At 74.4% G+C, this 19,520-nt stretch carries 18 protein-coding genes; 8 read left to right on the top strand and 10 right to left on the bottom strand.

All coding sequences use genetic code 11. From position 1 onward, the window contains the following. Positions 1–54: 54 nt before the first annotated feature. On the bottom strand, positions 55–594 hold the full coding sequence (locus K7396_RS05990; RefSeq protein WP_152104352.1) for a DUF2165 domain-containing protein: 540 nt from the start codon (positions 592–594) through the stop codon (positions 55–57). A 174-nt stretch (positions 595–768) separates the two neighbouring features. Between K7396_RS05990 and K7396_RS05985 the strand changes: the two genes are divergently transcribed. Then, complete coding sequence (locus K7396_RS05985; RefSeq protein WP_086720478.1) at positions 769–1,803, top strand: phosphatidylinositol-specific phospholipase C domain-containing protein; 1,035 nt, start codon at positions 769–771, stop codon at positions 1,801–1,803. Here the strand turns inward: K7396_RS05985 and K7396_RS05980 are convergent. From K7396_RS05980 to K7396_RS05950, 7 genes are all read right to left on the bottom strand, one after another. After that, positions 1,775–2,971, bottom strand: a complete 1,197-nt coding sequence (locus tag K7396_RS05980; protein ID WP_223659682.1) for a trypsin-like serine peptidase — start codon at positions 2,969–2,971, stop codon at positions 1,775–1,777. The two genes, K7396_RS05985 and K7396_RS05980, sit on opposite strands and share 29 nt — an antisense overlap. A gap of 265 nt (positions 2,972–3,236) precedes the next feature. Further along, complete coding sequence (locus K7396_RS05975) at positions 3,237–4,166, bottom strand: phosphatidylinositol-specific phospholipase C domain-containing protein (protein ID WP_086720477.1); 930 nt, start codon at positions 4,164–4,166, stop codon at positions 3,237–3,239. Between the two features lie 147 nt (positions 4,167–4,313). Continuing rightward, a complete protein-coding gene (egtD, locus tag K7396_RS05970; RefSeq protein WP_086720476.1) occupies positions 4,314–5,276 on the bottom strand; it encodes an L-histidine N(alpha)-methyltransferase in 963 nt (320 codons plus the stop codon). Continuing rightward, positions 5,273–6,028 (bottom strand): ergothioneine biosynthesis protein EgtC, encoded by a 756-nt coding sequence (gene egtC, locus K7396_RS05965; RefSeq protein ID WP_086720475.1) that lies wholly within the window; start codon positions 6,026–6,028, stop codon positions 5,273–5,275. The genes egtD and egtC overlap by 4 nt, the downstream gene beginning before the upstream one ends. A gap of 37 nt (positions 6,029–6,065) precedes the next feature. Beyond that, positions 6,066–7,385, bottom strand: a complete 1,320-nt coding sequence (gene egtB / locus K7396_RS05960; protein WP_086720474.1) for an ergothioneine biosynthesis protein EgtB — start codon at positions 7,383–7,385, stop codon at positions 6,066–6,068. After that, positions 7,382–8,659, bottom strand: coding sequence for an ergothioneine biosynthesis glutamate--cysteine ligase EgtA (gene egtA, locus K7396_RS05955; protein WP_086720473.1), 1,278 nt, complete (start codon positions 8,657–8,659; stop codon positions 7,382–7,384). The genes egtB and egtA overlap by 4 nt, the downstream gene beginning before the upstream one ends. A gap of 321 nt (positions 8,660–8,980) precedes the next feature. Beyond that, entirely contained in the window at positions 8,981–10,192 is a 1,212-nt protein-coding gene (locus K7396_RS05950; protein WP_152104353.1) for a pyridoxal phosphate-dependent aminotransferase, read from the bottom strand. A 110-nt stretch (positions 10,193–10,302) separates the two neighbouring features. Between K7396_RS05950 and K7396_RS05945 the strand changes: the two genes are divergently transcribed. The 5 genes from K7396_RS05945 to K7396_RS05925 all read left to right on the top strand — a co-directional run bounded on the left by K7396_RS05945 (position 10,303) and on the right by K7396_RS05925 (position 15,345). Further along, positions 10,303–10,974 carry a winged helix-turn-helix transcriptional regulator gene (locus K7396_RS05945; protein WP_086721564.1) on the top strand — a complete coding sequence of 224 codons (672 nt, stop codon included), beginning with the start codon at positions 10,303–10,305 and terminating at the stop codon, positions 10,972–10,974. Beyond that, positions 10,971–11,453, top strand: a complete 483-nt coding sequence (locus tag K7396_RS05940; RefSeq protein WP_086721563.1) for a phosphatase domain-containing protein — start codon at positions 10,971–10,973, stop codon at positions 11,451–11,453. Before K7396_RS05945 ends, K7396_RS05940 begins: the two co-directional genes overlap by 4 nt. Before the next feature lie 537 nt (positions 11,454–11,990). Next, on the top strand, positions 11,991–12,989 hold the full coding sequence (locus tag K7396_RS05935) for an NADPH:quinone oxidoreductase family protein (RefSeq protein WP_086721562.1): 999 nt from the start codon (positions 11,991–11,993) through the stop codon (positions 12,987–12,989). Continuing rightward, positions 12,986–14,188, top strand: a complete 1,203-nt coding sequence (locus K7396_RS05930) for an acyl-CoA dehydrogenase family protein (RefSeq protein ID WP_086721561.1) — start codon at positions 12,986–12,988, stop codon at positions 14,186–14,188. Before K7396_RS05935 ends, K7396_RS05930 begins: the two co-directional genes overlap by 4 nt. After that, entirely contained in the window at positions 14,185–15,345 is a 1,161-nt protein-coding gene (locus K7396_RS05925) for an acyl-CoA dehydrogenase family protein (protein WP_086721560.1), read from the top strand. The genes K7396_RS05930 and K7396_RS05925 overlap by 4 nt, the downstream gene beginning before the upstream one ends. A 25-nt stretch (positions 15,346–15,370) precedes the next feature. Here the strand turns inward: K7396_RS05925 and K7396_RS05920 are convergent, their stop codons facing one another. Further along, the gene (locus K7396_RS05920) at positions 15,371–15,913 is read right to left on the bottom strand and encodes a hypothetical protein (protein ID WP_086721559.1); all 543 of its coding nucleotides are present in this window, start codon (positions 15,911–15,913) and stop codon (positions 15,371–15,373) included. A gap of 220 nt (positions 15,914–16,133) precedes the next feature. Here K7396_RS05920 and K7396_RS05915 point away from each other — a divergent pair, with 220 nt between their 5' ends. Beyond that, on the top strand, positions 16,134–17,498 hold the full coding sequence (locus tag K7396_RS05915) for a hypothetical protein (protein ID WP_152104354.1): 1,365 nt from the start codon (positions 16,134–16,136) through the stop codon (positions 17,496–17,498). A gap of 108 nt (positions 17,499–17,606) precedes the next feature. On the opposite strand, the gene K7396_RS05910 is transcribed toward K7396_RS05915, so the two are convergent. Further along, entirely contained in the window at positions 17,607–18,158 is a 552-nt protein-coding gene (locus tag K7396_RS05910; RefSeq protein ID WP_152104355.1) for a cell wall hydrolase, read from the bottom strand. Between the two features lie 102 nt (positions 18,159–18,260). Between K7396_RS05910 and K7396_RS05905 the strand changes: the two genes are divergently transcribed. Beyond that, the gene (locus K7396_RS05905; RefSeq protein WP_086721731.1) at positions 18,261–19,490 is read left to right on the top strand and encodes a S1 family peptidase; all 1,230 of its coding nucleotides are present in this window, start codon (positions 18,261–18,263) and stop codon (positions 19,488–19,490) included. Positions 19,491–19,520: the final 30 nt, after the last annotated feature.

Genomic DNA, 19,520 nt, shown 5'->3' with positions numbered 1-19,520 from the left:
CCCCCGGCGGACCGGATCTCCGGCCCGCCGGGGGCGCGTGTCCGCCGCTGCCGGCTACTCGGCGTCGGCCGGCTTTCCGGCCGCGCCGGGCAGGTGGACCACCAGCAGGGCGATCCCGGCGACGGTGAGGTTGCGGGTCGCGGCCTCCAGCCCGTTCCAGTCCTTCGACTGCCACATCGCGAACCACTCGCCGCCGATCGCGAGGAAGCCCACCCCGAACAGCAGCACCACCATCAGCAGCCCGAGCGTGCTTATCCGCCGCGCGCGGGCGAAGCTGCCGCGCCGCGCGCCGACCGCCCACAGCGCGGTGCCCGCGAGCAGCACCACGCCGGCCAGCGTCTCCCAGGCGATGATCGCCAGATAGGCGGCGTCCTGGAGCCCGTGCGAGGTGAGGGCCCGCCACATCAGGTCCGGGTCCTTGAACGTGGTGTCCATGGCCAGGACATGCTGGACGAACGCCCGGTTGGTGTCGTAGTCGGTGATGTTGCCGAACGCCACGAGCGAGATGAGGAGCGCGACCGTCCCCGTGAGGACGGCCGCCGCCAGCGGCAGTCCGGTACGTGGCGTGCGGTCGGTGGGGTGTCTGTCGGTCATGCGCCCTCCCCGGCGGTTCCTGTCATGCTGTGTTTCCTTGTCTGTTGCGGCCCTCATGGTCCCTCATCTGCCGAACTCCCGTACGCTGCTCCCCGATCGACCGGACGACCGACCGGTCGGGGCGGCGTCGGGGAGCAGCGCCGGCGGCCGACGACCTAGGGGAGAGCGGGGCACATGAACGGGAAGCGGTGTGTGGGGACGGTCGCCGCCGCGGCGGCGGCGGTGATCGCGGTGAGCGGGCCGGCGGGCGCCGAGCCGGCCGCCACGACGTACGGCACCAGCACGTCCGTGGGCGTCCACAACGCCTATGAGAAGGAGAAGTACCGCTACTTCGCGGACGCCCTGGACTCCGGCGCCGCCCTGCTCGAACTCGACCTCTGGTCCAATGCGCTGGGCCGCTCCTGGCGGGTCTCGCACAGCAATCCGCTCGGCAACAACAGCAACTGCGAGGGCGCCGCCAACGCCTCGGAGCTGCGCACCAAGAGCCGCGACCAGGACTTCGCCGGCTGCCTGTCCGACATGAGGGCCTGGCACGACGCCCACCCCGGCCACCGCCCGATCCTGCTCAAGATCGAGATGAAGGACGGCTTCAACGCCAAGGGCGGCCGCGGCCCCGCCGAGTTCGACGCGCTGATCCGTCAGAAGCTGGGCGACGCGGTCTACGGCCCCGGGGACCTGACCGGCGGGCACGCCACCGCAGACGAGGCGGTGCGGGCCGGCGGCTGGCCCTCGCGCGCCGACCTGGCCGGCAAGTTCCTCTTCGAGCTGATACCCGGCACGGTCGAGGAGAAGAACCCGTTCGACAAGCTGTGGACCGACGTCGAGTACGCCGGCCACCTCAAGGACCTTGCCGCGCAGGGGAAGCTGGCGCAGTCGACGGCGTTCCCCGCGGTGCACGGCGCGGCTCCCGGCGACCCCCGCGAGCGCTACGCCGACCCGGCGCTGCGTCCCTGGTTCGTGGTCTTCGACGGCGACGCCGCGACGTATCTCAACGGCAGTATCGACACCTCCTGGTACGACACCCGCCACTACCTGCTCATCATGACCGACGCCCACAACGTGCCGCCGGTCATCGACGGTACGCACCCGACCGAGGCGGAGGCGCTGGCCCGGGTCCGGCAGCTCGCCGCGGCACACGCGAGCTTCGCCACCGCCGACTGGTATCCGCTGCCGTCCGTCCTCAAGACCGTGGTGCCGCGCGGGGCATGACGCCGAGGGCGGCGGCCTCGGAGCCGGGCCGCGCCACCCGCGGGTCGGGCTCCGCGGCGGCCCGCCGGTAGAGCGTGGCCACGTCCGCCCCGAACCGGCTGCTGTACGAGACGAAGTCGTCTCCGCCCTCGTTCAGGCCGCCTATCACGCCGATCAGCGACCCGGTGCCGGTGGCCGGGTCGAGGTCGGTGAGCATCGGCCCGCCGCTCGTCCCGCTCGGGAACCCCGGGCAGTCGAAGCGGAGCTGGGTCGGGCTCGGGGCGTCGGTCCGGTTCCGGCAGCTGACCGGCGCGTCCTGGTCCTCGGGGTAGCCGACCAGCTGCGCGGGACGTCCGGCCGGTGTGCCGAAGCGGATCTGTTCGGCGCCGGTGACGTCCTCTATGCGGCCGCCGCCGCTTCCCGCCCGGCGCACCCGCAGGAAGGCCACGTCGTGGTCGGGGTCCCGGTCGTGGATCCAGCGCGGGTCGACCTGGATCCGAGTGGGCACCCACAGGCCGTACGGCGCGATGCCGTCGTGCAGGCCGGGCGCGAACACCAGCCGGGTGCGGAAGCCGTCGTCGTGCACGCAGTGCGCCGCGGTGACGATGAGGTCGCCCCCGGGGGCGTGCACCACGCTGGCGGTGCAGTGGTGGACGGGGTCACCGTCGCCGTCGGGGGAGAAGAGCGCGCCGATCGCCGGCGCGGGCGCCGCCGGGGCCGCCCGCAGGGGCCGGGACACCGGCAGCGGGGCCGCCCGCCCGCTGCCGTAGCGTGCCGTCACCGGCGGCCCGGGACGCTCCTGATAAGGGCCGGCGAGCAGCGCGGCGGCGGCGCGGTCGCCGTCGGCGCGGGTTGCGAGGTAGGAGCCGGTGGCGGTGTCCCCGGGGGCCAGGAACGGATCGCGGGCGGGGGCTCCCAGGACCAGCGCGGTGCTGCCGACGGCCACGGTGAGTACCCCGAGCGCGAGGGTGGCCCGCAGCGGAACGCCGGGCCGGCCGCGGCCGGAGCAGGCCGGGCCGCGGGGACCGAGGCAGTCCGCGGCCGCCGGTGCCCCGGCCGCCCGGTCCGCCCCGCCGGCGTGGTCCGCCGGCTCGGTCCCGCGTTCGCTCGTCTCCACCAAGAGCCCGCCTCGCCGCATCAGCCGGCGCTTTACCCCGTCGGATACGGGGATGTCACCGGAACCAGACATTTCACCCAGTCTGATGCACGGATGCGTGCCATGGTTCGGTCACTTGGCGCATCATTCCGCTCAGCAGGCGAAGATCACGGAAAGAAGCCGGGCTCGGAAACCCGGCGGACCCGCCGCCCGAGGGGCCCGCCCGGCGGGCCGCGGCGGGCGACGGCGGCCGCGCCGCCGGACCGCGCCGCGTTGGGCCGGTCGGGTGACCCGCGCGGGGCCCGGCCGACGGCTCCGGGACCCCGGCGGCGCGGTGCGCCCGCGCCCCGCCGCGCGCTCAGGCCGTCAGCCGCACGCCCTGCCCCGCGAGGTTGTGCCGGATCAGCGTCTCCGCCAGACCGTTCTCGTTCGGGAAGTCCATCGGGACGATCCCCAGGCCCGTCCAGCCGCTCCCTTCCGATCCCTCCAGCAGCCGCTTGACCTGGGGGTTGAGGCGGTCGGCGTTGGAGCGGGGCGGCAGCAGGGCGGCGGTGCTCACATAGTTGACGAAGAGCTTGCCGGGCTGGGCGACGGCCTTGCGGAACTGGGCCTCGATCTTGGGGTACTTGCCGAACGGCTCCGCCATGTAGTCGTCCTGGATGTCGAACAGCTGCGGATCGGCGTAACGGACGCCGCCCAGGCCGTCGGAGTCCGCCAGCAGCACCACCCGGCCGCGGGCCTGGCCCAGCGTCGGCAGACCGGCGTCCAGCCGGAACAGGGACCGGTAGCCCTTGTCGTCCAGGTAGATGCCGAAGATCCGGCGGAACTCCTCGGCACCGACCTCCGAGTACTCCTGCTTGACCCGCATCAGGACCGTCTCGGAAGGGTGCGCCCGCAGGAACGCCCGGCAGGCGTTGAGCACATCACCGAACATCAGCTCCTGGTAGAAGGCGCCGTGATGGATGGCGAAGACGTTGTCGATGGCCCGGCAGCGGACGTCCAGGAAGCGGATGCCGCTGTTGAGCTGGGCGTCGACGGGAGTGTTCTGGCAGGCGACCCAGGGGCCGCCCACCCGGGCGCCCGAGTCGTGGGTGCCGGGGATCGTCAGCCGCTGGACGGGGGTGGCGTCGCCGAGCGCCGACATCCAGTCCTGTACGGACAGGCGGACGCCCCGGCGCTGGGCCGCGTCCGCGGTGAACTGCCCGCTGCCGAAGCCCGCCAGCACCCCGGCGGCCGACAGCCCGGCCGCGCCCCGGAGGAAGTTCCGCCGATCCAGTCCCAGCCCCATGCCGCTTCCCCTGTCGTCGAGTCTGCGCGGGCGCGCGGCAACGGCCCCCGCGCGCACCTGTGATCGGGGCATCGAACCACAGGGAGCGCGCGGACGGCACCCGGCCGGCGCACCCGAGGGGCACGCCGGCCGGGAAAGGGCGGATATTCAGACGCGGAAGGACAGCGACAGCGCGAAGCGGTCCGCGCTGTCGGTCCACCAGCTGTCCAGTTCGAGCCCGGCGGCGGCGAGTTCGGCCCGCACGCCCTCCCGGCGGAACTTGGCCGAGACCTCGGTCCGCATCTCCTCGCCCGCGGTGAAGGTCACCGCCAGGTCCACTCCGGGCACCTTGACGGTCAGGTCCTTGCGGGCCCGCAGCCGCATCTCGATCCACTCGCGCTCGGTGTTCCACAGCGCGACGTGGTCGAAGTCCGCGGGGTCGAAGTCGCCGCCCAGCTCGCGGTTGATGACCTCCAGGACGTTCTTGTTGAACGCGGCCGTCACGCCCTGCGGGTCGTCGTAGGCGGCGACGAGGGTGGCCTCGTCCTTGACCAGGTCGGTGCCGAGCAGCAGGGCGTCGCCGGGGGAGAGCATGGCGTGCACGGACCGCAGGAACGCGGTGCGCTCCTCGGGGAGCAGGTTGCCGATGGTGCCGCCGAGGAAGGCCAGCAGCCGCGGGCCCGGGGTGTCGGGGAGTTCGATGCCCTGCTGGAAGTCGGCGACCAGCGCGTGGACGGTGAGGCCGGGGTGCTCGGTGAGCAGCGTCTCGCCCGCCGCGGCCAGCGCCGATTCGCTGACGTCGACCGGCAGATAGCTGTGCAGTTCGCCCAGCGCGCCGATGAGGTGGCGGGTCTTGTCCGAGGAGCCCGACCCCAGCTCGATCAGGGTGCGCGCCCGGGTGGCCGCGGCGATGTGGTCGGCGCGGGTGAGCAGGATCTCCCGCTCGGCGCGCGTGGGGTAGTAGTCGGGCAGCTTGGTGATGTCCTCGAACAGCTCGCTGCCGCGGGCGTCGTAGAACCACTTGGGCGGCAGTTGTTTGGGGGTGCGGGCCAGGCCCTGGGCGACATCGGCGCGCAGCGCGGCCGCGGTGGCGTCGGCGGGGAGGGTGCGGGTGATGCTGAGCGGGCTCACGTGGCGGGCTCCTTGAGCGGGGTGAGGTGGACCTCGGTCGGGGTGGCGCGCAGCAGGGTGCGGTCGGGGACGTCGGTCCAGTGGGGGGAATCGTCGTACGGCTCGGAGGCGACGACCGTGCCGCCTCCGGGACGGGCCAGGTGGCACAGCGTGTCGCCCCAGGTGGTGGCGGCGATGGTGGTGCCGTCGGTCAGCAGCAGGTTGAGCCGGGAGCCGGGCGCGGCCGCCGCGACCGCCGCGACGGTGCCGGCCAGCGCCTCGCCGAGCTCGTCGCCGCGGGTCAGCCGGTGCCGGACCAGCGCCCACAGGAACGCCGCGTCGCAGCGGGCCGGCAGCCGCAGCAGCTCCCCCGGGGACAGCTCGGCCGCCAGCGGGGCGAGCGACTCCGGCCAGCCGGACACCGCGCCGTTGTGGCTGAAGAGGTAGCGCCCCTCGGCGTACGGCGCGGCCGCGGCCTCGGCGTCCGCACCGGCCACGGTGGCGTCGCGGACGGCGGCGAGCAGTGCGCCGGTGCGCACCACCCGCCCCAGGTCGGGCAGCAGGTCGTCGCCCCAGATCGGCCCGGCCCGCCGGTAGCGGGCGGGCAGCGGATCGTCCGGCGCGTACCAGCCGACGCCGAACCCGTCCGCGTTGACCGTCCCGTGCCGCTGCCGGCGCGGCTCCCACGACTGCCGGTAGAGGCTGTGCGGCGGGTCCAGGACCACCTGGCCGAGAGGGATCTCCGGTCCCAGATAAGCAAGATGACGGCACATCAGGCATCGCCCTCCCGGGCCGGCGGGGCCGCGGCCGTCATGCGCCCGCCGCCGGGTCCGCGTCGCGGGCGGTACGGAACCCGGAGAAGATCTGCCGGCGGATCGGCAGGTCCCAGTTGCGGAAGGTGCCCCGGCAGGCCACCGGAGCGACCGCGAACGAACCGCCGCGCAGCACCTTGTACTCGTCCCCGAAGAACACCTCCGAGTACTCCCGGTAGGGGAAGGCGGCGAAGCCCGGGTACGGCAGGAAGTCGCTCGCCGTCCACTCCCACACGTCGCCCATCAGCTGCCGCACGCCCAGTGGCGACTGCCCGTCCGGGTAGCTGCCGACCGGGGCGGGCCGCAGGTGCCGCTGGCCGAGGTTGGCGTGCGCGGGTGTGGGGTCCTCGTCGCCCCAGGGGTAGCGGCGCGAGCGCCCGGCCGCCGGGTCGTGCCGGGCGGCCTTCTCCCACTCGGACTCGGTCGGCAGCCGCCGGCCGGCCCAGCGCGCGTAGGCGTCGGCCTCGTACCAGCTCACATGCAGCACCGGCTCGTCCGGCGGCACCGGTTCGGTCACCCCGAACCTCCGGCGCAGCCACTGGCCCCCGTCGCGCTTCCAGAACAGCGGGGCGCGCAGGGCGTGCTCCTGGACCTGGGCCCAGCCCTCCGGAGCCCACCAGCGCGCCTCCTCGTAGCCGCCGGCCTCGATGAACCGCTGGTAGGCGCCGTTGCTGACGGGGGTGGTGTCGATCAGGAAGGAGGGCACCAGGCGGTGGTGCGCGGGCCGCTCGTTGTCCAGCGCCCAGGGCTCGGTGGAGGTGCCCATGGTGAACGGCCCGCCCGGCACCAGCACCTCGGCGGGCAGCACGTCGTCGGACGAGGGCGGCGGCTCCTCCTCGGTGAGCACCGGCGGCCCGGTCCGTAGCTGGTGCGTGATGAGCATGGTCTCGTCGTGCTGCTGCTCGTGCTGCGCGATCATGCCGAAGGCGAATCCGGAGTCGAGCAGCGGAGTGCCGTGCAGCGGGGCGTGCTCCAGGATGTCCAGCACCCGGCCGCGGACCTCGGCGACATAGCCGTGCGCCTCGCCGGGGGCGAGCAGCGGCAGGGAGGGGCGCCGGGCGCGGGGGTGCTCGAAGGCGTCGTAGACGGAGTCGATGTTGGGGCGCAGCGCGTCACGGCCGCCGACGGTGCGCAGCAGCCACTGCTCCTCCTGGTTGCCTATGTGCGCCAGGTCCCACACCAGCGGGGACATCAGCGGGGAGTGCTGCGCGACCAGATCGGGTTCCTCGACGCAGGTGGTCAGGAGGCGGGTGCGGTCGCGGGCGGCGAGCAGGGCCGAGGCGGCGCGCTCACGCAGGAGCTCGGGATCGGGGGTCACTGGCTGTCCTTCCCAACGGTGAGGTCGCCCTCCGCGGCGTACAGGGCGTCGAGGTGATCGTCCGCGGGGCAGCGGCCGCGTGCCACATAGCGTTCGGTGAACTCCGCGACCGCGGCGCGCACCTCGGGGGAGGCGCCGAGCCGGGGCAGTGCCTCCTGCGCGGCGGCGAAGCAGGCCACCGCCGCCGCGTGCAGCTCCGGATCGGTCAGCGCCCCGCGGGCGGCCCGCCGCCAGAGCGGATTGCGCGGCGCCGGGCGGGAGCCCGCCGTCTCCGCGAGGGGCTTGACGATGCGGTACGCCCGCTCCGCGGCCTCCTGGTCGTCGAACAGCGCGGCCGTGACGGCCAGCGGCACGACCCACCCGGCCTCGCCCGACTGCGCGTCGATCATGCGCAGTTCGAGATGGCCGCGCGGCCGTACCGGCGGGAAGAGGGTGGTGACGTGGTAGTCCAGGTCCTCCTGGGTGGGCGGTCTGGGTACGCCGGTACGCACCCATTCGCGGAAGGTGAGCCCCTCCGGCGCGTGCCAGGGCCCGTCCTCCGCGCGCAGGCACATCACCGGCGCGTCCATGACGTAGTCCACCCAGGCGGTGCGCGGATCGGGCCCCTGCGGAGGGGCGAGGGTGCGGGCCGGGTCGAGCTGCGACCAGACGACCTGGCGGGTGGTGCGGTAGCCGGTGGGGCAGCCCTCGCTGGTGGGCGAGTTGGCGAAGGCCGCGGCCAGCACCGCGCCCAGCAGATGGGCCAGCAGCCAGCGCCTGCCGTGCCCGAGCGGCCCGGGCTCCTCGTACCCGGCGTCCACGCACACCTGCACGGACGCGGTGGCGCACATCATGGACCGCCCGGCGGAGCCCCAGCGGTCGAAGTATGTCTCCATGGCGTCGTAGCGGGGGGCGGTCAGCACCCGCTGGGGGCGGTGCCACGGATTGTGGCCGTGGCCGGCCAGGCCCAGCCCCATGGCCAGCATGGCGGGGCGGACCAGCGCGAGATCGGCACTGACCGTGTCGATGCACTCGGTGAGGGAGCGGGCGGGCAGCGAGCTGAGCTCCAGCTGGCCGCCGGGCTCGAAGGTCAGCAGGGAGGTGAGGGGAAGGGCGCGCAGCGTGGTGGCCGCGCGGTGCAGCCGGTCCGGTTCGACCGGACATCGGGGGTTGCGCGCGTCATGGACCAGCCATTCGATCTCGACCCCGAGACGGCTCGGGGGACCGGTCTTGAAGCATATTCCGCGCAGGTGAGCTTCCAGCTCCGCTTCTGTTTCCGCAGGCCGTACGGGCATGGAATCCCTCTCCCAGGTGGGTGGCGGCAGGATTGCCGCCCTCCACCTAAGCCGCTGCGGGCGATGCGCTCAAGGGCGCTTTCGCGCCGAGCGCGGCGGTACGGGCCGCCACGGGGCGGGCGGGCCGTCCGGACCGGGAGACCACCGGACGGTGCCGCGGCGCCCTCCCGGCGCCGCAACGGCCTTTCCGCCCGCCGCCGGGGGCGCGGACCGGCCCGGCGGGCGGCGGGCGGGGGCGGGAGAGGGGTACGGCCGTTCGAGTGAGTGCCGGGTGGGGCGGATTTTGCCGCCGGGGCGGCACGGCGCGCCCGCGGCCCGGTGTCACTGGCGGTAGCCCGCCAGGAAGCGTCCGATCCGGCTGATCGCCGCGTCGAGGTCGTCGGCGCGGGGGAGGGTGAGGATGCGGAAGTGGTCGGGGTGCGGCCAGTTGAAACCGGTGCCCTGGACGACCTGGATCTTCTCCCGCAGCAGGAGGTCGAGGACGAACTTCTCGTCGTCGTGGATCTTGTGGACCGCGGGGTCGAGGCGCGGGAAGGCGTAGAGCGCGCCCTTGGGCTTGACGCAGGAGACGCCCGGGATCTCGTTGAGCCGCTCCCAGGCCCGGTCGCGCTGCTCGCGCAGCCGGCCGCCGGGCAGCACCAGGTCCTGGATGCTCTGCCGGCCGCCGAGCGCGGCCTGGATGGCGTACTGGGCGGGCGCGTTCGGGCACAGCCGCATGGACGCCAGGGTGCCCAGGCCCTCCAGGTAGTCGGCGGCGTGCTGCCGGGGGCCGGAGACCACCAGCCAGCCGGAGCGGAAGCCGGCCACGCGGTAGGACTTGGACAGGCCGCTGAAGGTGAGGCAGACCAGATCGGGGGCGAGCACCGCGGCGTGGTGGTGGACCTCGTCGTCGTAGAGGATCCGGTCGTAGATCTCGTCGGCGAAGACCATCAGGCCGTGGCGCCGGGCGAGATCGAGCATGCCCTCCAGCAGCTCGCGCGGATAGACCGCGCCGGTCGGGTTGTTGGGGTTGATGATGACCATCGCCCGGGTCCGGTCGGTGATCTTCGAGGCGAGGTCGTCGAGGTCCGGCAGCCAGTCCGCCGACTCGTCGCAGAGGTAGTGCACGGCCTTGCCGCCCGCGAGCGTGGTGACCGCGGTCCACAGGGGGAAGTCGGGAGCCGGGATGAGGACCTCGTCGCCGTCGTCGAGCAGCGCCTGCACCGCCATGGACACGAGTTCGGAGACGCCGTTGCCGAGGTAGACGTCGTCCACGCCGACGTCCGGCAGTCCGCTCTCCTGGTAGCGCTGGGCCACCGCGCGGCGCGCCGAGAGGATGCCCTGGGACTCCGTGTAGCCGTGCGCGCGGGAGAGGTTGCGCATCATGTCCTGCAGGATCTCGTCCGGGCACTCGAAGCCGAACAGCGCCGGATTGCCGGTGTTCAGCCGCAGCACGCTGTGGCCGGCCTCCTCCAGCGCGTCCGCGTGCTCGATCACCGGACCGCGGATCTCGTAGCAGACGTCGGCCATCTTGCTGGACTGCTTGAACTGCATGCGGCGGCCTCCCGGTACCTCGCTCACCGCGCGGTGCGGCAGCATTCACAACGTACTTGGTTTTACCAAGCGGAGACTTGGAAAGTCCAACCTCTGTCTATGCTGGTGTCATGCCGCGCCGAAGTTATGACCAGTACTGCGCCGTTGCCCGAGCCCTGGACGCCGTGGGCGACCGCTGGACGCTCCTGATCGTCCGGGAGCTGCTGGGCGGCTCCCGGCGCTACACCGATCTGCACGCCGACCTGCCGGGCGTCAGCACCGACATGCTCGCCTCCCGGCTCAAGGACATGGAGCGGGACGGGCTGGTCACCCGCCGCCGGCTCGCCCCGCCCACCGCCGCCTTCGTCTACGAACTCACCCCGCGCGGCCGGGCGCTGCTGCCCGCGCTCACCGCCCTCGCCGACTGGGGCGCCCCCGCCCTCGACGAGAAGCGCCCCACCGACGCCGTACGGGCCCACTGGTTCGCGCTGCCCCTCGTCACCCGGCTGGCCCGGCACTTCCCCGAGGACGTCGACGTGGTCGGCATCGCCCTCGACGAGGGCGAGTTCCATGTCGTCCTCGGGGGCGACGGGACAGGGGGCGGTGCCGACGGCGGGCCCGGCTACGCGGACGGCCCCGCCGAGCGCCCCGACGTCCTCCTGCGAACGGACACCGCGACCTGCGCCGAGATCGCGTACGATCGCCTCTCCCTCGCGCAGGGAATCGAATCCGGCCGGATCGTGGTCACCCCGCCCGAGACGGCCGGCCGACGGCAGCGGCACACGAGGACGGCAACGGCATGACGACGCGCCCCCTGGCGGTCTTCGACCTGGACGGCACGCTCGCCGACACCACCCACCGGCAGCACCACCTCCAGCGCGCCCCGCGCGACTGGAAGTCCTTCTTCGCGGCCGCCCCCGAGGACCCACCGCTGCCCGAAGGGGTCGCCCTGGCCCTGCGCAGCACCGAGGAGTGCGAGGTCGTCTATCTGACCGGCCGTCCGGAACGCTGCCGCCGCGACACGCTGGCCTGGCTCGCCCGGCACGGGCTGCCGGAGGGCCGGCTGTGGATGCGCCGCGACAGCGACCGGCGCCCGGCCCGGCACACCAAGCTGGAGATCCTGCGCCGGATCGCCCGCGGCCGGGAGGTCCGCCATGTCGTCGACGACGACGAACTCGTCTGCGACGCCTGCGAGAAGGCCGGCTACCCGGTGATACGGGCGCGCTGGGCCACACCGTCCGACACCCTGCGCGACGCCCAGCAGCGGGCCGGGCGGACCTGAGGCTCGCCCCGATCCGAACCCCCTCTGGGAGCGCCCGGGTTCGAGGGCCCGGCTCCGCGGGCCGTGCTCCGCGACGAGCAGCCGCGGCGCCGCCTCGGACGGTGAGCCCGGCGCCGCGGTGCACAGCGGCACTCCCCGTCCGGAACCGTCCGGCGTCCGTGGCACCTCGAAGTCCAGCTCCAGCGCGCCCGCCGGCGGATGGTGCGGCCGCCGGAGGCCGGGACGGTCCTGCGGGCGGCCGGGGATGCCGGCGTCGAGGTGCCCGGTGATCGGCGCGTGCCCCGGGCGGTTCCACGCCAGGATCTCGAAGCGCGGCCCGAGGGGGCGAGGGGCGGGGCGTCCGCCCGCACCCTGGTGAGCCCGGTGGTTCTCGCGCTTCGGGGCAGGATTCCGGTCCCGGCCGGCGGGTGCCGGGGTGCCGTCGCGATGTGGCGGAGACTGTTCCCTGCGGGATACCGACCGCTTAGTATGTCGCTGGCGGTGGCGCCGCTGCGCCCGCCGCCCCACCCGCGTATCCAAGGTCAGTGGAGGCACCAGGTGAAGGCATGGCGCGTACACGCGAACGGCGAGCCGCGTGAGGTGATGCGGCTGGAGGAGGTGCCGGACCCCCAGCCGGGACCGGGTCAGCTGCTGCTGCGGGTGCGGGCCGCCAACGTCAACTTCCCCGACGCCCTGCTCTGCCGCGGCCAGTACCAGGTGCGGCCGCCGCTGCCGTTCACCCCCGGCGTGGAGATCTGCGGCGAGGTGCTCGCCGCGGGCGAGGGGGCGGCCGGAGAGACCGGGGCGCGGGTGCTGGCCCAGCCGCCGCTGCCCGACGGCGGCTTCGCCGAACTCGCCGTCGTCGACGCGGCGGCGGTGCGCCCGGCCCCCGAGGCACTGGACGACGCCGAGGCCGCCGCGCTGCACATCGGCTACCAGACCGGCTGGTTCGGACTGCACCGCAGGGCCCGGCTCCAGGCGGGCGAGACCCTGCTGGTGCACGCCGCCGCCGGGGGCGTCGGCAGCGCCGCCGTCCAGCTCGGCAAGGCCGCCGGCGCGCGGGTCATCGGTGTCGTGGGCGGCGAGGACAAGGCCAGGACGGCCCGCGAACTGGGCTGCGACCTCGTCCTCGACCGGCGCCACGACGACATCGTCGGCGCCGTGAAGGAGGCCACCGGCGGCCGTGGCGCGGACGTGGTCTACGACCCGGTCGGCGGCGAGGCCTACGCCAAGTCCGTCAAGTGCATCGCCTTCGAGGGCCGGATCATCGTCGTCGGCTTCGCCGGCGGCGCCATCCCCACCCCGGCCCTCAACCACGCGCTGGTGAAGAACTACGCGATCCTGGGCCTCCACTGGGGCCTGTACAACACCAAGGACCCGGCCGCGGTCGACGCCTGCCACGAGGAGCTGGCCAAGCTCGCCGCCCAGGGCGCCGTCAAGCCGCTCATCGGCGGCAGGTTCCCGCTGCGGGACGCCGCCGAAGCCGTCCAGCGGGTCGCCGACGGCACGTCCACCGGCCGGCTCGTCGTCCTGCCCGCCGCGGAGGAGACCCGATGACCGACGCCGAGGACCTGCGCCGGCGCACCGCCGAACTGCTCGCCGCACATCCTCCCGCCGCGACACAACGCCTGGACTTCCTGCGCGCCCGCTTCGACGCCGGGCTGGCCTGGGTCCACTTCCCCGAGGGGCTCGGCGGGCTGGACGCGCCCCGCTCCCTCCAGGCGGTCGTGGACGCGGAGTTGGCGGCCGCCGGCGCCCCCGACAACGACCCCGGCCGCATCGGCATCGGCCTCGGCATGGCCGCGCCCACCCTCCTCCGCTTCGGCACCGACGAACAGAAGCGGCGTCTGCTGCGCCCGCTGTGGACCGGCGAGGAGGTGTGGTGCCAGCTGTTCAGCGAGCCCGGCGCCGGCTCCGACCTGGCGGCACTGGCCACCCGCGCGGTCCGCGACGGCGGGGACGAAGCGGGAAGCGGCGGCGACTGGATCATCGACGGCCAGAAGGTCTGGACGTCCAGCGCCCACCTGGCCCGCTGGGCGATCCTGATCGCCCGTACCGACCCCGGCCTGCCCAAACACCGCGGCATCAGCTACTTCATCTGCGATATGACCGACCCCGGTGTCGAGGTCCGTCCGCTGCGGCAGATCACCGGCGAGGCCGAGTTCAACGAGGTGTTCCTCACCGGCGTCCGCATCCCCGACAGCCGCCGCCTCGGCGCGGTCGGCGAGGGCTGGAAGGTCGCGCAGACCACGCTGATGAACGAGCGGGTCGCCATCGGCGGCAGCCGCATCCCCCGCGAGGGCGGCATGATCGGCGTGGCCGCCGCCGACTGGCGCGCGCGGCCCGAACTGCGCACCCACGACCTGCACCAGCGGCTGCTGACACTGTGGGTGGAGGCCGAGGCCGCCCGGCTCACCGGCGAGCGCCTGCGCCAGCAGCTGTCCCAAGGGCAGCCCGGCCCCGAGGGCAGCGGGATGAAGCTGGCCTTCGCCCGGCTCGCCCAGGAGATCAGCGGCTGGGAGGTGGAGTTCCTCGCCGAGGACGGCCTGACCTACGACGACTGGACGATGCGCCGCCCCGACGGCGTCGACTTCACCGGCCGCGAGGCCGGCTACCGCTACCTGCGCGCCAAGGGGAACTCCATCGAAGGGGGCACCTCGGAAGTGCTGCTCAACATCGTCGCCGAACGCGTGCTGGGCCTGCCGCCCGAGCCGCGCACCGACAAGGACGTCGCGTGGAAGGACCTCCCCCGATGAACGACGGGACATCCCCGGCCGGCACCCCGGCAGCCGACCCCGACCTGCTGTACTCCGCGGACGAGGAGGCGCTGCGCGCCGCCGTGCGCTCGCTGTTCGCCGACCGCGGCGCTCCGGCCACGGTCCTCGCGGGCCTGGAGTCGGCGTCCGCCCACGACGCCGGGCTGTGGCGCGCGCTCGCCACGGACATCGGCGCCGCGGGGCTGCTGGTGCCCGAGAAGCTCGGCGGCGCGGGCGCGAGCGCCCGGGAGGCCGCCGTGGTGCTGGAGGAGGCGGGCCGCTGTGTCGCGCCCGTCCCCTACCTGACCAGCGCGGTCATCGCGGTGACCGCTCTGCTCGGCTGCGACCGCGGCCGGGAGGAGGTCGCCGCGCCGCTCGCCGCGCTCGCCGGGGGCGGGAGCGTCGGCGTGCTCGCCGTCCCGTGGACCACGGCTCCGGGCGGGGCGTCCGAAGGGGCCGTACGGGCCGGGGCGGACGGCACCCTGACCGGCAGGGTGACCTCGGTCGCCGACGCCGCGGGTGCCGCCCTCCTGCTGGTGCCGGTCCGGGGCCCCGACGGCCCCGCCCTCTACGCCGTGGAGGCCGCGGCGGACGGCGTCCGCACCGGCTCCGTCACCCCGCTCGACCTCACCCGCCCCCTGGGCCACCTCACCTTCGACGGCGCCCGCGGCACGCTCCTGGCCTCCGGGGAACGGGCCCGCACCGCCGTCGACGGCGCCCTGCTCGCCGGCGCCGGGCTGCTCGCCTCGGAACAGCTGGGCGTCGCCGAATGGTGCCTGGCCGAAACGGTGCGCTACACGGCCGAGCGCACCCAGTTCGGCCGCCCCGTCGGCTCGTTCCAGGCGCTCAAGCACCGGATGGCCGCCCTGTGGCTGGAGGTGGCCTCGGCCCGCGCCGCCGCCCGTAACGCCGCGGACGCCCTGGCCACCGACAGTCCCGACGCCCCGCTGGCGGTGGCCGTCGCCCAGGCGTACTGCGCGCCGGTGGCGGTCCGGGCCGCCCAGGAATGCGTCCAGCTGCACGGCGGCATCGGCATGACCTGGGAACACCCGGCCCATCTGTTCCTCAAGCGGGCCAAGAGCGACGAACTCGCCCTCGGCTCGCCGGGCCGCCACCGGGAGGCGCTGGCGGGTCTGGTCGCCCTCGACGCCCCGTAGGGGGCGTCCGGTCCGGTGGGCGCGGTCACTCGGTGATGGCGAAGGTCCGGCTGAGGCCGCCGACCGCGGCGTCACCTGCGGTCGACACCTCCAGGAAGTAGTGGGGGCCCGGTGGCACCTTGGGCAGCGTCACGATCGCCTCGCCGTCCGGTCCGGCGCCGGACCGGGGCACCACCAGGGCCACCCGCTGCGACCTGTCGTGCCCCGTCGCCGCCCGCAGCCAGACGTCCACCGGCTCGCCCGTGCTGTTCTTCCAGGCCACGGTGAAGCTGCCGTTCGCCTTGTAGTCGACCCCCGGCTCCGGCTCGGTCACCTCGATCCGCCCCGTCGGCGACGCGTCGAACTCCCCGGAGTCCCCGGCCTTCCCGGGGGCCGCGCCGGCCGCGGCCGTGTGGAGGGCGGAGGTGGCGGCCCGCGCGGCCGAGCCCCCGTGGCCGGACGCGGCGGCCCGCGTCGCGCCGCCCGAGGGCCGCTTCCCGGCCGTTTCCGGGAGCGACGGCGTCAGCGAGATCACCAGCATGCATCCGACGGCGGTGGCGGCGACGGCGACGGCCAGATTCGTGGCCATCGAGGTGGCCCTGCACATCGTCTCCTCGTTTCCTCGGGGGAGTGGCGAGCCCAACATCCCCGGCACTTTGATCATCAAAAACGACGCGCGGAGCGATCACCTGGATGGACAGCCCCGGCGCGACAGCCGGTCGCGGGCAGAGGAAAATCCCCCGATGCGGGCCGAATCGACCCCGGCACCGGTGATGTCTGGAAAGTGTGGTTCGGGTAGCGTCGGACACATGAGGACCGCAATACGCCGTGCCCTGATCGGACCCGTACTCCTGCTGGTGGCCGCCCTCCTGGCGGTGGTCGCCGCGACGGCACCGGGAGCCCGGGCCGCCGGCGGGCTCGACGAGGCCGCGGCGGCCCTCACCAAGGGCCCGGTCTACGTCGATCCCCGTATGGCGGGCCAGTTCCCCAAGGCCGAGGCGGACGCGCTGGCCAAGAAGATCAAGGACGCGGACAAGCCGGTCTTCGTCGCCGTGCTGCCCCGGGCCGCCGAGTACCCGCCCGGCACGCTGCTGCGGGACCTGCGCACCAAGACCGGGATCAGCGGCGTCTACGCCGTCGAACTCGGCAACGGCTTCAACGCCGGTGCCGACCCGCGGGTGATGCCGCACAGCGCGGTCCAGAACCTCGTCGGCTCGGTCAAGCGCTCCCAGTACCCCGACGTCGGCACCCGCCTCAACAGCTTCGTCGACACCGCCCTCAAGTCCGCGCACGGCCACGCCCCCTCCTCCTGGGGCGGCTCCGGCGGCTCAGGCTTCGACACCGGCACCGCGATCGGCCTCGGTGTGCTGGTCGCCGTCGGCGGTGGCGGCGCCTACGCCATCGCCCGCCGCAACCGCAGGCGGCGGGCCGAGGAGGAGCGGGCGGCGCTGGAGGACCTGCGGGTCGTCGTCGACGAGGACATCACCGCCTTCGGCGAGGAACTCGACCGCCTCGACTTCCACCCCGGCGAGCCCGGCGCGGACGACGCCATGCGCGCGGACTACAGCCATGCGCTGGACGCGTACGAGAACGCCAAGACGTCGATGGCGGCGGCCGGGCACCCGCGCGAGGTGCGGGCCGTGACCCAGGCCCTCGAAGACGGCCGGTTCTCGCTGGCCACCCTCGCCGCGCGCCGCGAGGGCAGGCCGCTGCCCGAGCGCCGGCTGCCCTGCTTCTTCGACCCGCGGCACGGCCCGTCCGTCGCCGATGCCGCCTGGGCGCCCGAGGGCGGCGCGCAGCGCACCGTGCCGGTCTGCGCCGCGGACAAGAGCCGCCTGGACGACGGCCGCGAGCCGCTGGCCCGTACGGTCCGCACCGCGAGCGGCGACCGCCCCTACTGGGACGCGGGCCCGGCCTACGGCCCCTGGGCCGGCGGCTACTTCGGCGGCGGCCTGCTGCCCGGCCTCCTGGTGGGCACCCTGCTCGGCAACGTGATGTTCTCCACCGACGCCTACGGAGCCGACTTCGGCGGGGCGGCGGGCGCCGGGGGCGGCGACTACTCCGGGGCCGACTTCAACTCCGACGACTTCGGGGGCGGCTTCGGCGACGGCGGCGGCTTCGACGGGGGCGGCTTCGGCGGCGGGGGCGACGGGGGATTCGGGGGCGGATTCTGAGCCCGGCGGCGCGCGAGGCGACTCGCGGAAGGACGTCGCGCCCGAGGGCGGTCTGAACCCACCCCGTCTCCGAGGGGAATGTCCCCCCGGCTCAGCGGCGCACCGGCTTCACCGCCCCTCGGTGCTCCCCGTCCCCACCACCGCCCGCTTGGCGCCGAGGAAGCGCCGGTAGCGCGGGCGCGCCGCGAAGTCCGCATAGCGCCACACGGCGGGCCGGCCGATCTCCCGGCACAGGTGCAGGACCTGGTCGGGCCCGAGGTGCACGCCGACATGCGCGCCGTACCCCGGCGGCCGCCCCTCGGCCGGCCCGGCGTCGAACAGCACCAGGTCCAGCGGTCGCGGCCGGGCGGCCCGGCGAGTGGCGCGGTCGTCCGCCCAGAGTTCCGCGGAGCGCAACGGCGGTATCAGCAGGCCGAAGTGGCGCAGTACGGCATAGGCGTAGCGCTGGCAGTTCGCGCCCCCGGCCAGGTCGGCGAAGGCGTCGGGGGCGGCGCGGGAGGCCCCGTCCGCCCCGTCCGGAACGTATGACGGGCATTCAGGTGTCGGCGCTCCCGGATGGCGGGCGCCCGAGTAGGTCACCTTGCGCAGCGCCTCCGGCAGCGACCGGAGGGCTGCCTCGCCATGGGGACGGGGGATTTGACGGCCGGGGTCACTGGTCATCCGGCCATGATGCGGGCGCTCTCCCCCATGCCGCACGCCGCGGTGTCGCGCAGGCTCGACGAATCGGATCCGACGTCACCCGACACCGCGAGGAGATCGCCGATGGAACGCCGCTTTCGCAAGGCCGCTCTCTGGGGCGCGACCGTCGCCGCCGTCCTGGCGGCCGCCGGGCCGCTCAGCCCGGCGCGCGCCGTGCCGCGGGCCGATCCGTCGCCCCAGCCCTCGCCGCGCGCCATGCTCGACGCGATGCGCCGGGACCTCGGGCTGACGGCGGAACAGGTGCGCACCCGGCTCGCGCAGGAGGCCGACGCGCACCGTGCGGCGGCCACGGTGCGCCGGGTGCTCGCCGCGCCGCCCGCCGGGATGTGGTTCGACAAGGCGACCGGCAAGCTCGTCGTCGCGGTCACCGGCGCCGACGACGCGCAGCTGGTGGAGGCCGCCGGGGCGGTGGCGAAGACGGTGCCGCACAGCCGCGCCGCGCTCACCGCGCTGGTGCGGGAGATCAGCGTGCGGGCCGGGAAAGGCGTACCGGGCGTCACGGGGTGGGGCGTGGACGAGCGCGCCAACGGCGTCGTGGTCCGCTTCGACCGCACCCGGCACACCGCCGGGGCCGATGCCTTCGAGACGGCCGTGCGCGCGCTGGCGGCGCCCACGAAGATCCCCGTCACCGTCGAGCGCAACGACCGCAGACCGCGCCAGCAGGGCGGTTCGGTGGTCGGCGGCGAACGGTGGATGCCCGGCAGCGAGGGCATCTGCTCGATCGGCTTCTCGGTGACCGGGCCGGGCGACTTCCAGGGGTTCCTGACGGCCGGTCACTGCACCCTCACCCCCGACCAGGCCGCGTACGGCAAGGACGGCAGCCGTATGGGGACCTCCAACCAGGGCGGCGGGCACAGCGTCAACGATCGCGAGGGCGACTTCGGGCTGGTGGAGGTCGACCGGCCCGGCTGGATCGTCAGCTCGTACGTGGCGGGCCAGGGCGGCCTGCCGGTCACCGTCACCGGCTCCCAGGAGGGCCTGGTGGGCATGTCGATCTGCCGCTCCGGGCAGAGCAGCGGCTGGCACTGCGGGGAGATCACCCGGGTCGACCAGACCGTGGACTACGGCAACACGGTCATCGAGGGACTCTCCTTCACCAACGCCTGCTCGGCGGCCGGTGATTCGGGCGGCTCGTACGTCACCCAGCCCAACGCCCCGATGGCGATCGGCGTGCACTCCGGCGGCGGCGCCGCCACCTGCGGCAACTTCGGCGGCCCCACCATCACCATCTTTCAGCCGGTCGGCGAGGCCCTGGCCAAATGGAACCTGAGACTGAAGACGGGCAGCCCCTGACGGGACCCGCCGTTCCCTGTTCCGGTGCGC

It is taken from the genome of Streptomyces angustmyceticus (assembly GCF_019933235.1).
Taxonomy (GTDB): domain Bacteria; phylum Actinomycetota; class Actinomycetes; order Streptomycetales; family Streptomycetaceae; genus Streptomyces; species Streptomyces angustmyceticus.
Note: the sequence above shows the minus strand (reverse complement) of the source record. Positions and strands in the feature narration are given on the sequence as shown.

What these genes read in the sequence shown, in the direction of transcription:
- K7396_RS05950 (WP_152104353.1), bottom strand. Translation starts at nt 10,192, where the DNA reads ATGCAGTTCAAGCAGTCCAGCAAGATGGCCGACGTCTGCTACGAGATC.
- K7396_RS05940 (WP_086721563.1), top strand. Translation starts at nt 10,971, where the DNA reads ATGACGACGCGCCCCCTGGCGGTCTTCGACCTGGACGGCACGCTCGCC.
- K7396_RS05975 (WP_086720477.1), bottom strand. Translation starts at nt 4,166, where the DNA reads ATGGGGCTGGGACTGGATCGGCGGAACTTCCTCCGGGGCGCGGCCGGG.
- K7396_RS05915 (WP_152104354.1), top strand. Translation starts at nt 16,134, where the DNA reads ATGAGGACCGCAATACGCCGTGCCCTGATCGGACCCGTACTCCTGCTG.
- K7396_RS05985 (WP_086720478.1), top strand. Translation starts at nt 769, where the DNA reads ATGAACGGGAAGCGGTGTGTGGGGACGGTCGCCGCCGCGGCGGCGGCG.
- K7396_RS05925 (WP_086721560.1), top strand. Translation starts at nt 14,185, where the DNA reads ATGAACGACGGGACATCCCCGGCCGGCACCCCGGCAGCCGACCCCGAC.
- K7396_RS05905 (WP_086721731.1), top strand. Translation starts at nt 18,261, where the DNA reads ATGGAACGCCGCTTTCGCAAGGCCGCTCTCTGGGGCGCGACCGTCGCC.
- K7396_RS05980 (WP_223659682.1), bottom strand. Translation starts at nt 2,971, where the DNA reads ATGTCTGGTTCCGGTGACATCCCCGTATCCGACGGGGTAAAGCGCCGG.
- egtA (WP_086720473.1), bottom strand. Translation starts at nt 8,659, where the DNA reads ATGCCCGTACGGCCTGCGGAAACAGAAGCGGAGCTGGAAGCTCACCTG.
- K7396_RS05910 (WP_152104355.1), bottom strand. Translation starts at nt 18,158, where the DNA reads ATGACCAGTGACCCCGGCCGTCAAATCCCCCGTCCCCATGGCGAGGCA.
- K7396_RS05990 (WP_152104352.1), bottom strand. Translation starts at nt 594, where the DNA reads ATGACCGACAGACACCCCACCGACCGCACGCCACGTACCGGACTGCCG.
- egtC (WP_086720475.1), bottom strand. Translation starts at nt 6,028, where the DNA reads ATGTGCCGTCATCTTGCTTATCTGGGACCGGAGATCCCTCTCGGCCAG.
- K7396_RS05920 (WP_086721559.1), bottom strand. Translation starts at nt 15,913, where the DNA reads ATGGCCACGAATCTGGCCGTCGCCGTCGCCGCCACCGCCGTCGGATGC.
- K7396_RS05945 (WP_086721564.1), top strand. Translation starts at nt 10,303, where the DNA reads ATGCCGCGCCGAAGTTATGACCAGTACTGCGCCGTTGCCCGAGCCCTG.
- K7396_RS05930 (WP_086721561.1), top strand. Translation starts at nt 12,986, where the DNA reads ATGACCGACGCCGAGGACCTGCGCCGGCGCACCGCCGAACTGCTCGCC.